19 protein-coding genes and 2 pseudogenes are annotated in these 16,364 nt (G+C 68.4%); 7 read left to right on the forward strand and 14 right to left on the reverse strand.

Annotated elements, in window-relative coordinates:
- Nucleotides 1-75: 75 nt before the first annotated feature.
- Nucleotides 76-1,107 (reverse strand): annotated as a pseudogene (locus tag ACIPEK_RS22640) (Tn3 family transposase); the annotation flags it as partial.
- A 333-nt stretch (nt 1,108-1,440) separates the two neighbouring features.
- Between ACIPEK_RS22640 and ACIPEK_RS22645 the strand changes: the two are divergent.
- The 5 genes from ACIPEK_RS22645 (at nt 1,441) to ACIPEK_RS22665 (ending at nt 3,544) form a co-directional block, all read left to right on the forward strand.
- Nucleotides 1,441-2,064 carry a hypothetical protein gene (locus ACIPEK_RS22645; protein ID WP_401998860.1) on the forward strand — a complete coding sequence of 208 codons (624 nt, stop codon included), beginning with the start codon at nt 1,441-1,443 and terminating at the stop codon, nt 2,062-2,064.
- Complete coding sequence (locus tag ACIPEK_RS22650) at nt 2,065-2,322, forward strand: hypothetical protein (RefSeq protein WP_401998863.1); 258 nt, start codon at nt 2,065-2,067, stop codon at nt 2,320-2,322.
- Between the two features lie 81 nt (nt 2,323-2,403).
- On the forward strand, nt 2,404-2,658 hold the full coding sequence (locus ACIPEK_RS22655; RefSeq protein ID WP_401998866.1) for a hypothetical protein: 255 nt from the start codon (nt 2,404-2,406) through the stop codon (nt 2,656-2,658).
- 67 nt (nt 2,659-2,725) lie between these two features.
- On the forward strand, nt 2,726-3,217 hold the full coding sequence (locus ACIPEK_RS22660) for a hypothetical protein (protein WP_401998869.1): 492 nt from the start codon (nt 2,726-2,728) through the stop codon (nt 3,215-3,217).
- An 81-nt stretch (nt 3,218-3,298) separates the two neighbouring features.
- Entirely contained in the window at nt 3,299-3,544 is a 246-nt protein-coding gene (locus ACIPEK_RS22665; RefSeq protein ID WP_401998871.1) for a hypothetical protein, read from the forward strand.
- Between the two features lie 141 nt (nt 3,545-3,685).
- On the opposite strand, the gene ACIPEK_RS22670 is transcribed toward ACIPEK_RS22665, so the two are convergent.
- The 6 genes and pseudogenes from ACIPEK_RS22670 to ACIPEK_RS22695 all read right to left on the reverse strand — a co-directional run bounded on the left by ACIPEK_RS22670 (nt 3,686) and on the right by ACIPEK_RS22695 (nt 8,696).
- A complete protein-coding gene (locus ACIPEK_RS22670) occupies nt 3,686-4,357 on the reverse strand; it encodes a class I SAM-dependent DNA methyltransferase (RefSeq protein WP_401998874.1) in 672 nt (223 codons plus the stop codon).
- 51 nt (nt 4,358-4,408) lie between these two features.
- Nucleotides 4,409-5,418, reverse strand: a pseudogene (locus ACIPEK_RS22675) (DUF4158 domain-containing protein); the annotation flags it as partial.
- Between the two features lie 144 nt (nt 5,419-5,562).
- Entirely contained in the window at nt 5,563-6,135 is a 573-nt protein-coding gene (locus tag ACIPEK_RS22680) for a dihydrofolate reductase family protein (protein WP_401998877.1), read from the reverse strand.
- Between the two features lie 179 nt (nt 6,136-6,314).
- Entirely contained in the window at nt 6,315-7,052 is a 738-nt protein-coding gene (locus ACIPEK_RS22685; RefSeq protein ID WP_401998880.1) for an SRPBCC domain-containing protein, read from the reverse strand.
- Nucleotides 7,049-7,723 carry an ArsR/SmtB family transcription factor gene (locus tag ACIPEK_RS22690; RefSeq protein WP_401998883.1) on the reverse strand — a complete coding sequence of 225 codons (675 nt, stop codon included), beginning with the start codon at nt 7,721-7,723 and terminating at the stop codon, nt 7,049-7,051. The genes ACIPEK_RS22685 and ACIPEK_RS22690 overlap by 4 nt, the downstream gene beginning before the upstream one ends.
- Before the next feature lie 160 nt (nt 7,724-7,883).
- Nucleotides 7,884-8,696, reverse strand: a complete 813-nt coding sequence (locus ACIPEK_RS22695) for a hypothetical protein (protein ID WP_401998886.1) — start codon at nt 8,694-8,696, stop codon at nt 7,884-7,886.
- A gap of 621 nt (nt 8,697-9,317) precedes the next feature.
- Here ACIPEK_RS22695 and ACIPEK_RS22700 point away from each other — a divergent pair.
- Together ACIPEK_RS22700 and ACIPEK_RS22705 are read left to right on the forward strand one after the other, a co-directional pair.
- Nucleotides 9,318-9,551, forward strand: a complete 234-nt coding sequence (locus tag ACIPEK_RS22700; RefSeq protein WP_401998889.1) for a Clp protease N-terminal domain-containing protein — start codon at nt 9,318-9,320, stop codon at nt 9,549-9,551.
- Nucleotides 9,552-9,723: 172 nt separating this feature from the next.
- Nucleotides 9,724-10,698 carry a LuxR C-terminal-related transcriptional regulator gene (locus tag ACIPEK_RS22705; RefSeq protein WP_401998892.1) on the forward strand — a complete coding sequence of 325 codons (975 nt, stop codon included), beginning with the start codon at nt 9,724-9,726 and terminating at the stop codon, nt 10,696-10,698.
- Nucleotides 10,699-10,912: 214 nt separating this feature from the next.
- Here the strand turns inward: ACIPEK_RS22705 and ACIPEK_RS22710 are convergent, their stop codons facing one another.
- The 7 genes from ACIPEK_RS22710 to ACIPEK_RS22740 all read right to left on the reverse strand — a co-directional run bounded on the left by ACIPEK_RS22710 (nt 10,913) and on the right by ACIPEK_RS22740 (nt 15,970).
- Nucleotides 10,913-11,749: a class I SAM-dependent methyltransferase gene (locus ACIPEK_RS22710; protein ID WP_401998895.1), complete on the reverse strand. Its 837-nt coding sequence runs from the start codon at nt 11,747-11,749 to the stop codon at nt 10,913-10,915.
- Between the two features lie 467 nt (nt 11,750-12,216).
- A complete protein-coding gene (locus ACIPEK_RS22715) occupies nt 12,217-12,651 on the reverse strand; it encodes an ester cyclase (RefSeq protein ID WP_401998898.1) in 435 nt (144 codons plus the stop codon).
- Nucleotides 12,652-12,711: 60 nt separating this feature from the next.
- The gene (locus tag ACIPEK_RS22720; protein WP_401998901.1) at nt 12,712-13,482 is read right to left on the reverse strand and encodes an SDR family oxidoreductase; all 771 of its coding nucleotides are present in this window, start codon (nt 13,480-13,482) and stop codon (nt 12,712-12,714) included.
- Nucleotides 13,482-13,616 carry a hypothetical protein gene (locus ACIPEK_RS22725; protein ID WP_401998904.1) on the reverse strand — a complete coding sequence of 45 codons (135 nt, stop codon included), beginning with the start codon at nt 13,614-13,616 and terminating at the stop codon, nt 13,482-13,484. Before ACIPEK_RS22725 ends, ACIPEK_RS22720 begins: the two co-directional genes overlap by 1 nt.
- Before the next feature lie 43 nt (nt 13,617-13,659).
- Entirely contained in the window at nt 13,660-14,208 is a 549-nt protein-coding gene (locus ACIPEK_RS22730) for a dinucleotide-binding protein (RefSeq protein ID WP_401998907.1), read from the reverse strand.
- Between the two features lie 188 nt (nt 14,209-14,396).
- Nucleotides 14,397-14,861, reverse strand: a complete 465-nt coding sequence (locus ACIPEK_RS22735; protein ID WP_383071658.1) for a MarR family winged helix-turn-helix transcriptional regulator — start codon at nt 14,859-14,861, stop codon at nt 14,397-14,399.
- A gap of 53 nt (nt 14,862-14,914) precedes the next feature.
- A complete protein-coding gene (locus ACIPEK_RS22740) occupies nt 14,915-15,970 on the reverse strand; it encodes an alpha/beta hydrolase (RefSeq protein ID WP_401998910.1) in 1,056 nt (351 codons plus the stop codon).
- Nucleotides 15,971-16,364 lie beyond the last annotated feature (394 nt).

A 16,364-nucleotide genomic window follows, 5' to 3' on the forward strand; every position in this document is an offset into this window, starting at 1 on the left:
GCTCGCCGTCCCTCCCCGGCCCGGCACCTCACCCCGGACAACGATCCGGTTTCCGGGGAGAGATGCCAGGCCTGCCTACTCGTCGTCGTCCTCGTCGAGCCCGGCCGCGTCCGGGTCGCGCAACGGTCGCAGGCCGCCACCTGCCGGGGTGGAGGCGGTGAAGCTGTAGCGGCCGAGCACGTTGAGGTTGCGGTGCTTGAGCGGGGAGAGCCGGGCGATGTCCTCGTCCCGGATCTCGTGGCTCTCGGCGCGCAGCTGGGCGATGGCGGCGTCGATGTACCGGGTGGTCCAGAGGGCGACGGCGTTGAGGACCAGGCCGAGTGAGCCGAGCTGGTCCTCCGTCCCGTCGCGGTACGCCTGGTGGATGGTGCCGCGCTTGCCGTGGCACACGTCGCGGGCCAGCTTGTGCCGGGACTCCTGCACGGCGAGCTGAGGGTTCATCTGCCGGCGGTAGGTGTCGTCGACCGGGTCGACGAACCGCAGCAGGTGCTCGGTCTTGGCGATCCGTCCGTACTCGGCGAACGCCTGCCCCAGCGGGGTCGGGTGGCCTTCTCGGCCGAACATTCGCAGCAGGTCGTAGGCGCGGACCTGGTTGGTGACCAGGGAGCCGGCGACTCGCAGCATGTCCGGCCAGTGCGTGATCACCTTGTTCAGGTTGAACCGGTTGCGGGCCGGCGGCTCCAGAGGCCCGTACGTGCCTCTCTCGACGCCGGGCAGGGACGCGCGCCAGAACCGTTGGTCGTCCAGGTCCTCGAACCGGGTGCTGAAGTTGTAGCCCAGGAAGCGGAAGATGCCGAACACGATATCGCTGTACGAGGCGTTGTCGGTGGCCACCGTCTCCGGCTTCACCCCGCCGTCGAGGTTCAGCAGGGCGTCCAGGATGTGGAGAGAGTCGCGCGGGGTGCCGGGCACAACCCTCTGCCCGATCCCGGCAACCTGGTCGTTGACGGCGTTGAGCCAGGTGATGCCGCGCTTGAACCCGAAGTACTTCGGGGGCGGGACGGCGTTGATGGTGCGGACGAGGACGACGAACCGCAGCCCGTCGCCCCAGTACCGCACGATCGGCACCTGCCCCTGGGCCTCGATCAGCTTCGCGTTCGCCGCGGCGACATGTCAACTGAACTAAAAGCAGAGTTTTCGCAGGTCAGAGGCTTGTCTGCTAGCTTCCGGCATGACGCACGCGGAGGCGCCCAGCAGGGATCTGAGGGGTCTCGTGCTGCCCGAAGTCGGGGCCCTGATCGAGACCGGTGACGCGTGGGAGCCGTACCGGCTACTCGGCGTTCCTGGGCCACTTCGAGCGCCGCAAGTTCTCCCTCGGCACCTGCGGCCGGTCATTCGGCAGCGAGTGTGTCCACGAGCACGCCCCGTTGACTGAACGAAGCACGGGGATTGTGCAGTTCAGGGCACAAGTTCCGTTCTCGCGCAGTACGGTCTGCGATCGTGACGGACGATCGTGTTCCCGAGCGGGACCTATCGAGACTGGCGGTTCCACGGCTGGGTCGACTCGTGGAGACCGGCGAGCGGTACGAGCCCTACCGGCTTGTCGACGGCGACGGTGTCGCAGTGGAGCCGGTCGCAGTCTTCTTCCAGGAGCTGCTGGCAGCCGGGAAGGCGGCGGCGACGGTTCGCTCCTACGGCATGGACTTGCTGTGGTGGTGGCGGTTCCTGCTGGCGGTCGACGTGCCGTGGGATCGGGCGACGCGCGTGGACGCGCGGGACTTCAGCTGCTGGATTCAGCTGACGGCCAAGCCGAGGGCGGCCTCGGCCAAGCGTCGGCCGAGTCGGTCCGTGGGCGCTCCGAATCCGGTGACGGGGAAGCCGATGCCGGGGTCGGGCTATGCCCCGTCGACCGTCGTCCACAGCGAGACGGTGCTGCGCCGGTTCTACGACATGCACCGTGACGCCGGAACCGGACCGCTGCTCAACCCGTTCCCGCTGGACCTGGCCCGACGCTCCGGACTGGGTGCACGCGCACCACAACCCGATGGACACCTGGGCTCCGGAGCGGGTAGGCCGCTACCGGCCAAGTGTTCCGCGCCGGATCCCGCGCTCGATCCCGGATGAGTGGTTCAACACGCTGTTTGCGGCGCTGCCGTCGAACCGAAGACGCCGTTACTCGGCTGCGAATGCGATGAGTGGGGATGCCAGCCGTTCCTGGCCCGCATCACCGTGACGACGGACCTCGTGACTTGGGACTCCTTCGAGCAGCCCCATCGCGCAACGCGCGACTACACCGCGTTCGGCCCGTTCCAGTTCGACCGCCGCCAATACGATGACGCCTTGCTGCCTCTGAGCACGGCAATCAGCTCCGGCGACACGTGAGTACAACGCATCCGTCCCGGCAAGACCTCGACTGTCACGTCCACTGTCAGATCGGCTACGCAGCGCCAGGGAGGATTGGTCATGTTCGACGGTGTCGTCGGGTTGCCGCACGAAGAAGCTGCCCGTTGGACCGCGCTGGTTGAGGAGTGCCGGCCTGTGCTCGCGGCCGCAGGGATGGAGGCCGTCCAAACCTTGCTGGCCGAGCGCGGTGCGAGCACCATCCAGGCGATCGCGATTACGCAGGCCCTGCTCGGCAGGGCAGAGACACCCCTGCGAGTTGCCATCGACATCGTGGCCATGAGCACGGCTCGGACAGCCGTCGGCGATGCCGACTGAGCCAGGATTGAACGACGCTGCTTCACAGGGGCACAGGCAAGATTTCCAGGTCGAAGAGGAGCGGTTGATGGAACGATTCGAGACGAAGAGCCTGGCGCTTATGCCCGGTCAGCCGGTTCGCGCCAAGGTGCTCAGTCACCACCCGTGGGGCGTGCTCGTTGAAATCGTCGGCTACGAGGACGCGGGCCTGTCAGCCTCAGTCGACATGATCCAGCAGTTCTCCCGGACCATGGGCAGCCATGACGAGCTACTCGCGCGCTTTCCGCCCGTTGGCTCGCAGATCGATGCAGTCATCGAGCAGATCCACCGGTGGCACCCACCGGTATCCGTGCGGCTCAGCATCCGCCCCGCCGATCTGGAGTCCTTTGACTGGCCCTGCGACTTCTGTGGTGAACGGGTCACGGTGAGCCACGGCGGAGACGCCCTGGTCCTGGACGTGCGCAGCAACGACGGACCGGGAAGCCACACCGTCGTCTCCCACCGGCACTGTCTCGCCGATCGAATCCGCCCAGAGAACAGGGGTGAACGGGCACGAGCGCTCAAGATCGGGAACATGTGAAGCCAAACAGCTGATGGGTGCGCCCGACGTCCCCCAGCAGAGATCAACTCGTTGTTCAAAGAAGCCTGCATCCGATGCGCGATGCTCCGCGTCCACCCGCGCGAGCGACCCCGCCTCGACGAGATCCGGATCAACCTCACCGCCCGGATCACCGAGGCCGAACGCGAAGGCTGGCTCGGCGAAGTCGACGGGCTCAGTGTCAGCCTCGCCGCCGCCGAGGACAAACTCACCCAGCTCGACGCCGAAGTCGCCCGCCGATCCACCGTGGTCCACCTCGGCCTGCCCATCTTCAGCCAGATCGCCACCCGAGCCACCGAACCCTCGTAGTTCAGAGAATGGCTCGGCGACGTCGAGGGCCCCACGGTCAGCCTCGACGGAGCCAAAGACTGACGTCACGCTCCGAGTGCCCTGGCGGAGCCGGTTACATGAGGCGGCGCGAGTGACCTGCAGTTTTCCTCAGCGATCAACTCACTCTTCTAGGACAGCAGCCTGGCGGCGCGCGAGAATCATCCCCCCGAGCTTGCTCTCGGCCGAGGTGAGTGTTCTATGCGACTCGACGGCGAAGCCAGCATTGTTGAGCCATGCAATCAGCTGGCCGTGCTGCCGCAGATGGACGTAAACGTTCATCGGGTGCCCGCCATAGCCCTCGGTCTTCAACTGCGACTCATCACCGACGTGGAAGCTGAGTAGCAGCGGTCCACCAGGCCGAAGCACGCGCTGGAAGTGCGCGAAGACCGAGCTGAGCTCGTCGTCGGGGACATGGATCAGCGAATACCAGGCGACCAGCCCAGTCATCGAGGCGTCGGCGAGGGCGAGGTCCGTCATGGAGCCGAGATCGAACCGGAGACCAGGGTGATCACGCCTGGCCACCTCGATCATCCCGGGCGACAGGTCGATCCCGAACGCGTCCAAGCCCAGCTGATGCAGGTGAGCCGTGATCCTCCCCGTCCCGCATCCCACGTCAGCAACTGGCCCCCCGCCCTGGGCACGCACCAGGTCGGCGAACAACGCCAGGACAGCACGCTCCTCAGGCGTTTCATCCAGGATGTGACGCGTCAGGTCCGCATAACTAGCAGCCACGGTGTCATAAGACGTCCGCGTGTCTTCCAGCCAGCCGTCAGTGTTCGGTCCCGTTCCCACGACCGCAGGCTATCCAACAGCCCAACGGGTCGGGCCTCTTAGTTCAGAGAAGATCGTGTCGGCGCGCAGGTAGAACTGGTCCACGTGCACCAGCCGGGCCCGGGGCAGCGCCTCATGTGCGGGGTTGACGACAGGGGTCATACCGATGTTGCACGCCTCCGAGACCAGGAGGGCTACCAGGGAGGTGGTCAGGTCCTTCATGCGGGTCGTGCCGTCGCCCAGGTGCACGAACGCGTCCAGGAACCCGGTCCAGCCGTGCACCTCGAACAGCAGCTCCGGCAGGTCGATCTCCGGGAGCATCTTCTCCACCCGGCCCCGCAGCCGGGCCAGGGACTGAACGCGCCGATCACATCGACCCTCTCCAGCGACCGCGCGAACGCGGTACCCGTCGTCCGTGTCGGCGGCCGGCGCAGCCGCTCCAGCTCCGAGTACCGCCCGCCCTCCGGCGTCACCAGCGTGGCCACCAGATCCTCCGGCAGCGCCGGGTCCGTGCGTCTGGCCGCCCTGGCCACGGTGGCGTGCAGCCGCTTCTCCGCGATCGTTACGAACCTCGGAGACCTGCCGGGTCAGCACCGAGACACCCGGCGGCAGCACCCGGTTCCGCCGCAGCCGGCCCACCGCCCGGTTGAACAGCGCCACCGGCCCCTCCGCGTGCGTCCACGCCCGGCCATGCAGGAGCGTCCGGAACTTCCGGCCCCACTCCGGATCGTCGTACGGGTGGTAGCCCTAGGCGTCCCGGATCTCCCACGCGTGCCCGTACGCCGTCTCCGACCGCTCGGTGTACCGCTTCACGCACGACGGGTCCTCGATGCCGAGCTGCGCGGCCAGGTGCTCGACCACCGGCCACGGCACCACGAGAGGGTCCTCCAGGAACAGCCCCACGTAGCGGACGGTGCACATCCGGAGGGCGAAGCCCAACTGGTGGTGCTTCGTCCGCCGCAGCGCGATCAGGTCCCCGTAGACGTCGGCAGGGAAGAACAACCGCTCCAGCTCAGGCCTTGTCGGCTCCTCGGCGAACTTCCCGTACATCTCTGATCATCAGTCAAGAACTCCACCGGCATGAGGCGGACCGTAGCCAGCCCCCGCCTGTGACCGGCGATCTTTCAGCGAACCCCTGCTCTGGGAACGATCACTGTGCTAGCCAACCATGATCGTTTTCGGCGTCAACGGCTGTACCGATGTTCCTACCAATCCCAAGGCCGTTGTCAGCGGACGACGTCGAAGACGTTCTTCTGCAGGCCGTTGGAGTACGCCTCGTACTCGACCAGCTTCAGCTTCTGGGTGTCCTTGTCCGTGGTGCTGAACAGGCGCTTGCCGGCGCCGAGCAACAGCGGGAAGACGAGCAGGTGGTATCGGTCGATCAGGCCCGCGTCGGACAGGGCGTGGTTGAGGGAGGCGCTGCCGTGGATGATGACCGGGCCTCCTTCGGTTTCCTTCAGTGCGGCGACCTCGTCGAGCGAGCGCAGGATGGTGGTCTCACCCCAGTTCGAGACAAGGCGGTCGTCGGTGAGAGTGGTGGAGACGACGTACTTCGGCATGGTCTTGTAGTCGGTGAATTCCTCCATGTCCGGCCACACCGGGCTGAACGCCTCGTAGCTGACCCGGCCCATGAGGATCGCGCTGGATTCCTTCTGCTCCCGCCCCTTCATTTCGAACGCCTCGGGGACGAACTCGACGTCCTTGAAGGTCCATCCAGAGTTTCGGTAGCCCGGTTCGCCGCCGGGGCCCTCCACGACGCCGTCAAGCGAGATGAAGGCGGTGCTGATCAGGGTACGCATGAGATTTCCTTGGTGTCTCGTGTCCGTTTTTTCGGTTGTTTGCTGCCGCTTCGGTCGTGTTCGAGACGGCAGAGGTCTAGTGACGATGTATCCCGGAGCGCCGCATCAGGCAGCTTTTCCGGTTCCACCGGGATCTGGCACACGCCGCGTGGACGGGCGTCCTGAGCGGCTCGCGGAGGTCAGCTGAGGAGTCCGGTCAGCCACCGCTGCCAGGCGGCCTCGGCGCCGTCCGTGTCCGGGCCGAACAGGTGGTGGAACATCAGCGCCATGCCGGAGCTGTGGTGGAAGGTGTAGATCCCGTCGGCGGTGCGGAGCTCCATGCGCTCGTCGTCGGACCAGACCACTTCGCCATCCAGTGGCGGCAGGCCGGTCGGTGCGGCGTGTGCCTGCGAGCCCACGGGGGTCGGGCTGGTCAGCGACAGCTCTCGGGCGAGTGCCGCCCGCACCTCCAGTGCCGATCGCCCGCCGGACGGCGCCAGGGCGAAGACGGGAACGCCGGTGCGTCCGGGGAAGTGCGTCAGGTATTCGCGGAGCGTGTGGAGGTGGAAGGGCCAGCCGCGGCGCAGGGCGTCGTACTCGTCCTGCCAGTCGTCGCCGAGCAGGCCGCTGTGGACGACGCGGAGCACGGTGCTGCCGCCGTCCCGCCCCTCGATCAGGTACTCGAAGGCCATGAACCGGCCGTCCTCGGCGGTGGCCGTGCGCGTCGCGAAGCGTTTGCCGGGCTCGTAGGCCGTGACCACCGCCTCTTCCCGGTGGCCCCCGGTTTCCATGGCCGTGGCCCCGCCCTCGCGTGGCTCCACCTCGTTGCGTCCCATGAACCAGGAGTCGATACCTGGTCCTGTGGCGATCGCTTCCCAGACCTGTTCCGGGCTCGTCGGCAGGGTTGTTTCCAGCTGGATCTCGAACGGGTGCGTCATGGTGCGTTGTCCTGTCCTGCTTCGGGTTCGGTCTCGTGCGTTCCGCCGGACTGGTGCTGCGGGCCGGCCGTGTTCGCGTCAGGGCCGGGCTGCGGTGAGGGGATCTGGTGGAGCCCGACGATCACTCGATGGCTCCGGCCTTCTGGGGCGGCCTCATCGTGGTAGCGGCCGACGAGGTTCGCCACCGCCTGGGCCAGTTCATCGGCGAAGGCCGTCCGGTCGGCCGCGGAGGCGAACCGCACCTCGGCGTCGATGCCGAAGGTGGCGACCCGCCGCCGAACTCGGGCTGCGCCGGTCAGTAGCGTCCCGACCTCCTGTACCAGCCGGGCTCCCAGCGCCAGCAGCCAGTGGGCGGAGAGCTGGTCGGGGGACCGGGCGGGGTCCGGGCTGACGGCGGCCAAGGCGCTGGGGGAGATCACGTAGGAAGCGGCGGTGGCGCGGTACACCCGCTCGGTGACGTTGCCCTTGCGCCGCTCCTCGGCGAGCTCGACCAGCCCGTGACGCTCCAGCTCCTTCAGGTGGTAGTTGACCTTCTGCCGGGGCAGCCCCAGGCGGACGGCCAGCATGGCGGCCGAGCCGGGCTCGGCCAGGGCGGCGAGGATCCGGGACCGTATCGGGTCCAGAGACGCCTCGGCCGCGGCGGGTTCTTCGATCACAGCGACGTCCAGCACCGTTCCAGAATCCTTTTGACAAAGAATTTTGTCAAGACAAAATTTATTGTCGGTAAGCCGTGTGCCGCCCGGATGCCCCTGGGGTGAGAGGTATTCGTGAGCACCAGTCACTGATGGGAAGCAGGGGCGTCATCCATGGAAGGTCTGCCCTGCGTTCGTCTCACTCCCAGTAGGGGGCAGGTGTCCCGTCTCTTGTGTCCTGAACATGAGTGTGGTACTTCGGGCGGGCCGAGGGAGTCGTCTCGCGAACGTCGTTCCCGCCCGGCGGCGCCGCGGGGCTCGCGGCGTGCTCCTCCACGGTGTCCTTCCTCGCAGGTCCGGCAGGGTTACACGTCCACGGCGGCGAGTTCGGTGGCGATGGCCTGGAGCAGGTCGGGGGGATGAGGCCCACCGCGAACGCGGCGATCCGGAGCAGGGACAACTCCGCTGCCATGTTCGCGAACGGGCCGTCCAGGAGTGCTGTGAAGTGCGTTCGCAGGATGCGCTCGCCCTCGGTGTGCGCGAGCAGGTCGCGCAGCGGGGCGTGGACGCTGAGAGGGCCGGTGGGGAAGTCCTCCGGGCGGGGTGGAGGAGCGGTGGACGCCTTGGCCTGGGGGCTCTGTGTCCAGGGGAGCAGATGAGCCTCGGCGACCGGGCCCGACTCCGGCAGGCCCAGGCGGACGTACTGCTCCCGCGGGGCATCCGGCGTCCTCAGTAGGTCGGTGAGCAGTGACGCCATGCGCAGCTCCAACTCATTGTCGATGAGCGGGTGTTGCTGCTCGGGATCGGTTTCCAGGTCGTGGAGCAAGGTTCCGAAGGCGTACGGATTGAACATGGCGTGGCCCGGGACCTTCACCAGCGGTACCTCCTTGGTGAAGGAGAACGGCGGAACCAGCTCGGCGTTCTTGAGCTCGGCGGGAGTGAAGCGGCCGCGCATGTGGGTGGGCATGAGGGTGTGCTCGTACAAGGGCTGGTTGGTCTGCTCCGCGCTCACGCGCATGTATACGTAGCGGCCGTCGGTGACGCCGGCGTGGCCGCCGAAGGCACCGAACAGGCCCGCCTCGCGTACGGGGGTGTCATCGGCGACGGTCTGACGCAGCTTCCGTTTTGAACGCTTCCGGCACGCGCCGGATCGCGCTCATCAGCCGCGCCGCCTGCGACGCCCGCTGGGCAGGTCAGCGCCCCGAGAACGAGCTGGCGAGACGGTGGCCCGACGGCTCCGTGCTCCAGAACCGGCTCCGCGTCGCGCGCTGGGGGCGGGTGCTGGTTCGCCGTATGCGGTCTTTGCGCAGGGGTACCTCGACCGTCCGTCGCACCGAGAAGTGTGGCCGCCAACGTTGTCCACTCCATCTCAGCAAGTTGAGGGAGGTGTGCTGTCCGAGGTAGGGCGCCTTTCGGTGGTTGTCGTCCGTGGTTGGACTGCGAAGACCTGTCCGTCGCTCAATCATCGAAAGTATGGCTTCGAATTCCAGGCGCGCCCGGTTCGCCCCGCCAAATATCGCGCCGATGCTGGCCACGTCGAGGCCGCTGCCCGCGCGCGATGAAGACTGGGCATTCTCCCTGGTCTCGTCGGCTTTGGCGAGCCTGTCCGCCGCTGCCCCCCGACAGCGACGGTGTGCGGCGGTCCGCCGCCGCCGAGCAGGCCATGGAGATGGCGCGGCTGTCCGCCGCCGCGCACGGGTCGCCCACGGTCGGTACGGTCCACTTGCTGTCTGCGCTGCTCGACGAGTCGGTGACGGATGCGGATGCGGATGCCGGGGCCGGTGGCGTGGTCGTCGCGGTGCTGGCTGCCGACCAGGTGGACGTGGCCGCGTTGCGAGCAGAGTTGAGTCTCCGGCTGGGCGCATGACACCCGGGCCCGCCGGGCGGCGACCGCCGAGGCTGCCGTTTCTCCCGGGAGACCAGAGGCGGGGCAAGGGAGATCATGAGTCAGGCGTCCGAACACACGCAGCTGTCGCGCCCCGTCCGTACGGCTGAGGCACACGCCGGCCGGTGTGCCGCGATGGTTGCACCGTGAGGCGATGGAGAGCTGGCTCGCGGTGCGTGCCGCTGAGCGCCGTACGGTCGTAACCGAGACGCTCCTCTGTGTCCTGGTGGCAGCCGTCGGCCTGATGCCGTTGCTGCTGGCGCCCCCACATCGGCCGGCGTCCGCTGTTGTGGAGGCGTTGTGGGCGGCGCTGCTCGTCCCCGCTCGGCGCGGTCGGCCGGTCGCCGCGGTCCTGGGTTGCGCTGCGCTGTTCGTGCATGACAACGTGTGGACCCTGGCGGTGGCGCCGCTGGTCGTGCTGTCCGCCACCCGTCGTATCGCACCGCCGCGGCGTGTGTGGCAACTCGTCGGGGTGGCCTGCGCCGCTGTCGGCATCCTGACTTTCGCTCGTGCCCTGGTTCGGCCCGTGGCTCTGCAGTCGGAACTGGCCGAGAACGCGGTCTCGGCGGTGCTGTTCCTTCTGCTTCCGGCTCTGGCCGGCACCCTGCTGGGGCGACGGCGGCCCCTGGTCAGCTTGCTGCGGGAACGCAACGCCTATCTGGAGCAGGCCCGTGTGCTTACCGCTGCGGCGGCCCGGCTGGAGGAACGGACCCGGATCGCGGGAGAGATGGACGATCTCCTGGGCCACCGGCTGAGCCTGATCTCGGTGCACGCCGGGGCGCTTGAACTCGGCGCAGCGCGGCAGGGACCTGCCGCCGTGCGACTCGCCGCCAGAGGTGAACCAGTACTGGCACCCAGAATCACCCGGCAGCTGCTGGAACGGCACGTCAAGTCCGGCCGGGACACCGAGGCCGCGCTACGCCGGACAGAAGAACTGACCCCGGCCGAACAGGATGTCCTGCGGCTGCTGGGCACGGACCTGTCCAATGCGGAGATCGCCGATCAGCTCTATCTGAGTGCCGGCACGGTCAAGGCGCACATCAGCCGGATCCTCACCCGCACCGGCTGCGCCAACCGCGTACAGGCCGCCGTCCTCGCCCGCGACGCCGGGCTGCTCACCGATCGTTGAGCTGGTTCTCCACAGTCCCGCGCCAGCGGACGCGAGCGGTACAAGCTGGACCAGGGCGGCACGCGGCGCCTCCTCACCCGCAAAGCCAATGCCGCATCGGCCGACGTTCGCTCTCTTCCAGGTAGTGGCTCCGAGCCGACTGACCGACCATCTCCCTGTGCTGGCGGCCATGTCCCCGACCTTCATTTTCGGAACATGTGGTGGCCGGAGAGCGTCAGGTAGTGGCCACCAGTAGATCCTCTCCGCTTGACGGGCGAAGGCCGTCGGTCCGATCGGCGAAGTAGCTTTCGGCGAGCACAGTTCCCGACACGTGTTGGGCGTCCTTGAAGCCGGCCTTGCGGGCCAGTTCCAGCATCTCCTGCGGGGTGTAGAAGCTGATGAACGGCGTTCCGGCTGCTTGCGCCTGTGGCTTGGCCGCCTCGAGTGCGGGGCGATCGGCGTCATCGATGAGTTCGGTCGGCAGCATGAACGTCATGGCGAGCGTCGAGCCGGGGGCGAGCCCGGCGAGCCAACGCAGGGTCGCTGCGGTGGCGTCTTTGGTGAGGTACATGGTGACGCCGGTGCAGACGACGACCGCCTGCCGACCGGGATCGAAGCCGGCGTCGGACAGCTGCTCCCACCAGTCTCCGCCCGCCTCGAAGTCGACCGGCACCAGTCGCAGCCAGTCGGGGATCCTGTAGCCGAGATCGATCAGGCGTTGGCGCTTCCAGGCTTGGGTACCCGGCTGGTCGATCTCGAACACCCGTAGGCGGGAGGCGATCTCCGGCCTACGCTGGGCAAAGGTGTCCAGCCCGGCCCCCAGGACGACGTACTGGGCGACGCTGTGGCAGACCTGCTCGGCAACCAGGTCCTCGACGAAACGAGCACGGGCCACAATGGCCGCCCGGAACCCGCTGGTGCTGCGCGGGTCCATGTCCGGGCGGCGCCGCCATCCCTCATCAGGGGCCGCCAGCTGCAGTCCGATCTGGTCCTCGATCACGTGGGGCGGCGGGTCGACCTGCACGTGCATCGCCCGCCAGAGGGCGACCCGCACCGCGGTGCTGTCCGGCACCTTGCGTCGACGGTGAGTTCGGGGCCCAGGATCTGGTCCCAGTATCCGGAGACTTCGAGGAGCAGGTGCCGGAGGTAGTTCTTCAGGATGGCTCGGTGGAGCGGCTTCTCTGTCCGTGCGAGGTATTGCTCGACGTTGATCGGCCAGTGGGTGACGTCGAATCTGGTGGGGACGTTCATGGTGGTCATGGCGTCGTGGTGGTCATCCGCGCATTGGGGGGCATTCGTGCGCTCCATCTCACGTGCTTGAGGGCGTGTGGCCACAACCAGGGCGTGTGTCGGCCACGGGTGTGGTCGCTTGCTCGCTCGTCGGGGTGTTCTTCCTGGGGCGCGCCGGCGGGACCGGTCTGTCTCGTGTCAGGTGCGCGGCCAGGCTTGAGTTGTCGGCCCGGCCGCACAGCAGGCCGCCGATCGGCGGCCACCGTGGGGGTCTGCCGGGCCGAATTCTCGTACAGGGAGGTCGAGCACCTATACGGCAGCAGGCAGCGCGCCGAGCTGCTGCATCAGCGAGAACAGGTTCGCGACGCCCCAGTGCTCGGTGATCTTCCCGTCGCGTACCCTCATGGCGTCGACGGTTTCGAAGCTGATCTGCTTGCCGGTGGGCGCGATGCCGAAGAACTCGCCCTTGTGGGTGCCGTGATACGTCTTGTACGTGGTGACGAGGTCGCCGTCGGCGGACTGCCAGTGGATGACGGCGTGGAAGTCGGGGAAGGCCTCGCGGAGCACCTGGTACAGCTGGCGTGCGCCCGCCTTGTCGGCCGTACGCCCCGGCTGCGGTGTGTGGTCGAGGAAGTCGTCGGCGAACAGTTCGTCGAAGAGGGCGAAGTCCCCGCTGCTCTGTACCTCCTCGGTGTTGCGACGGACGATCGCCTTGGCGGCCTCGCTCGGATTGTTCTCGCTCATGGGATTCCTTCGTGGAAGGTGCTGTCGCCCGGTTCGGCTCGCACAGGTCTTGAGCAGGTATCAGATCACCGAGGTCAGGCCGCCGTCGACGACGAGGGCGGTTCCGGTCACATAGCTCGACAGATCCGATCCGAGGTACGCCACGGCGGCACCGATCTCGGACGGCTGCCCCTGGCGCCGTAGCGGAGTCCGCTGCCGGAACCCGTCCGCGGCTTGCGCGATGTCGGGCGTGGACCGCAGGAGATGGGTGTCGATGGTGCCGGGGCACACGGCGTTGACCCGGATGCTGTCGGGCCCCAGGGCGTCGGCGAGGGACTTGGCCATCAGGATGACCCCGCCCTTGCTGGTCGAGTAGGCGACGGTGAATCCGGCGCCGACCAGTCCGCCCATGCTGGCCATCGGCACGATGCTGCCGGGCGTGGCCCGGTCCTTCATCTGCCGTGCCGCGGCTTGGGCGCCGAACAGGACACCGTCGAGGTTGACCGCCATCAAGCGGTGGTAGTCGGCCTCGGCGACGTCCGCTCCGTCCGCCCCGAGCGTGATTCCGGCGTTGCACACCATGACGTCGACTCCGCCGAACTCGCTCGCGGCGTCCACCAGAGCGTCGGCATCGGCGCGGCGGGTGACGTCGGTGGCGACGAACCGCGCCGGGACGCCCCGCGTTTCGATCGCGCCAACGGTGGGCTCGCCGCCCTCGCGCGGGGTCTCGGTGAGGTCGGCGACGATCACGCCCTTCGCTCCGTGCCGCGCTGCCGCGACCGCGATGGCCCTGCCGATCCCGCTCGCGGCGCCGGTGACCACGACGACCTTGCCTGCCAGGATGTCGCTCATCACGCCTCCGATGCGGCACTACACGGGGCCACCAGTGCGCTGCTCGACGCGGCGACTCGGTCGGGCAGGGCAATGGCCTCTGGGCCGTTTCGGCCGAAGCCGGTGCTGCCGATGATCGCGGCGGTGATGGTCATGGGGCGGCTTGCTCCTTGGACATATGTGGCGGACAGTGGCGGTTCACAGCTCGCCGGGACGTCCGTAGCGGTAGAAGAAGGGGCCCAGCTGTCCGGCCAGCGCACGGGTGAGTGCTGAGCAGTCTTCGAGCAGGCGGGCGCCGGGGTCGAGGTCGCCGACGAAGACGGGGTCGTAGCCGGCGTCCCGGATCAACTGTTCGGTCGTCTCCCGCGCGGCCGCTTCGGCGGCGAAGAGGTTGCTCGGGCGAACGCGCTGGGCCTCGATCTGGTCGTACACCGCGGCGAAGTTCGTCGAGAACGACTTCGCGGTCGGTCCGCCGACGATCGACTTCACCTGGTGGGACAGCGAGGGGAAGGAGTCGTCCCGCGGTCCGTAGAGGTTGCAGGCGTCGATGGTCACCTGTCCGGCCAGCCCGGACACCCGCGCCAGCGCTTCGGCGATCGCCGAGCCCGGCACCGCGACCACCAGGACGTCGGCACCGGCCGCGTCACCGCCGTCGCGGCCAAGACCGGTCACCTCGTGGCCGGCCTTTTCCCACAGACTGGCCAGGCCGCCTCCGACACGTCCTCGCCCCACAACGGTGATCTTCATCCCGACTCCTCACGTAGGTCTGCCACAGCCGACACTCGCAGCGCGTCGGCCGACTCGCGTCGGTGACGGTCGCCTATGCGGCGGGGTTACGCAGGGTCTGCCGACGGCGCGATCCAGTGCGGCGCTGCGCGGCGCGTGCGGGCACTGCGCCCGTGATCAGCTATGTGAGGGAACGGACGGAGGAACGGTCAGTCCGTGTCGCGTGAGAGTGAGGCGAGGAGCCGGTCGAAGAGTACGTCCAGCGTTTCGACTTCGTCGTGGGAGAGCGGGTCGAAGAAGTAGCGGCGGACGGTCTCGACGTGCTGCGGCGCGGCGGCCTCGATCGCGGCCCGGCCCTGGGCGGTCATGCGCACCATCGAGCCGCGTGCGTCGTCCTCGCACGGCTCGCGGGCGACCATGCCGCGCGTCTCCATGCGGCTGATCTGATGCGACAGCCGACTCCGTTCCCAGCCCAGCTCGACCTGGAGCTCCCGGGCCCGTAGGACGTCGCCCGGCGACTCGGACAGGGGGACGAGCACCGCATAGTCGGCTCCGGACAACACGGAGTCGCGGGCGAGCTGCCGGTCCAGGGCGCTTTGCAGCTGGCGCTGCAGGCCCCGGTACTTCTTCCAGACAGCCGCCTCACGCACGTCGAGCCAGCGCGGTTCGTTCATGAGGCCAATCTTCTGGGTGTGTCCACTGGTTCGGAAATCGTAGCCGGAGGCCCTCAAGCGGCTTCGCGTGGTGCCCGACGGCAGCGGCAGCCGGCCGGACCGGAGCACGTCTGCAGAACCCGGCGCAGCCAGCGCAGCCGGGCCGCGCGGGCGGCTTGGGACAGTGCCGCGCCCGGCACCATGGCGTCGAAGCCATGGAATCCGCCCGGCCACACGTGCAGCTCAGCGTCGCCGCCGGCGAGCCAGAAGCGGGACGCGTACGCGACGACCTCGTCGCGGAACGTCTCGGCGGAGCCGACGTCGATGAACAGCGGCGGCAGACCGGCCAGGCTCGACGCACGTGCTGGGGCCGCGTACGGGGAGACGTCGGGGCCGCCGCGCGCCTCCCCGAGCAGCGCGGTCCAGCCGGTGTCGTTCGACGTGCGGTCCCAGACGCCGCGTCCGGCCATCTGGACCCCGGACGGTGTGTCGTTGCGGTCGTCGAGCATCGGGCAGGCGAGGAGTTGTCCGGCGAGGCGTGGGCCGTTGCGGTCGCGGGCCAGGAGCGTGGCGGCCGCGGTCAGGCCACCGCCCGCGCTGGCCCCGGCGACCACGAGGCGATCGGGATCGACGTCGATGTCGGCCGCGTGGTCCGCGACCCAGACCAGTCCCGCGTACACGTCTTCGATCGCGGCCGGGTAGGGGTGCTCCGGGGCGAGGCGGTATTCGACCGAGACGAGGACGACTTCGAGCTCCTGCACCCAGTCGAGCATCTCCCCGATGAGGTTGCGGTTGTCGCCGAGGACCATGCCACCGCCGTGGGTGAAGTACACGGCCGGTCCGGGGGTGACGACGGTACGCGGGCGGCAGATCAGCAGTGAGACGTCGGGTGCGCCGGGCGGCCCCGGGATCCGGCGCTCCTGCAGCTCGATCGCCCCGCCGCGCGCCAGGTCTTCGTCCGACGGCCGCTGGCCGGCGATGGAATGACGCACGGAGGAGATCATGGACGGCAGGATCGCCGGCGGCAGGACTTCCGCCAGTGGCGCGAGCGCCGGGGCGAGCTCGGGGTCGAAGGGCGGCGGCGGGCCGGGGTTCGTGGTCCGGGGTTCGCGAGGTGCGAGTGTCGTCATCGGTTCTCCTGGACATGCGCTGGGCGGCCCTGGCCCGGTGGCCGGGGCTTGGGTGTTTCGGCGCGGGGGCACGGGATGCCGGAGCGTGCGGGCGCGGGTACGTCGCGGCACATTCAGCTGGCCGTCCGGCCGCTGTCGGCCACGTATACGGGCTTGGGGTGTTCTTCGACAGCTACCTGCTCCAAACGGGCGTACGACCGAGAGACAGGGCTTTCTCGGATGTCTGCGAGGTCTTTCTGTGTGCGTGCGACGACACGCGAACGAGATCACCATTACTTGTTGACATGTCAACAAGGCCGGTGGGACTCTCAAAACGCGCCGGCTCGCGTCGCATTCGGGAGACGAGAGGGAGTCCCATGACCAAACTCGCAGGCGGAGCCCGTGTTCGCGTCGG

The sequence above is a fragment of the Streptomyces sp. NPDC088246 genome (genome assembly GCF_044741025.1).
Taxonomy (GTDB): domain Bacteria; phylum Actinomycetota; class Actinomycetes; order Streptomycetales; family Streptomycetaceae; genus Streptomyces.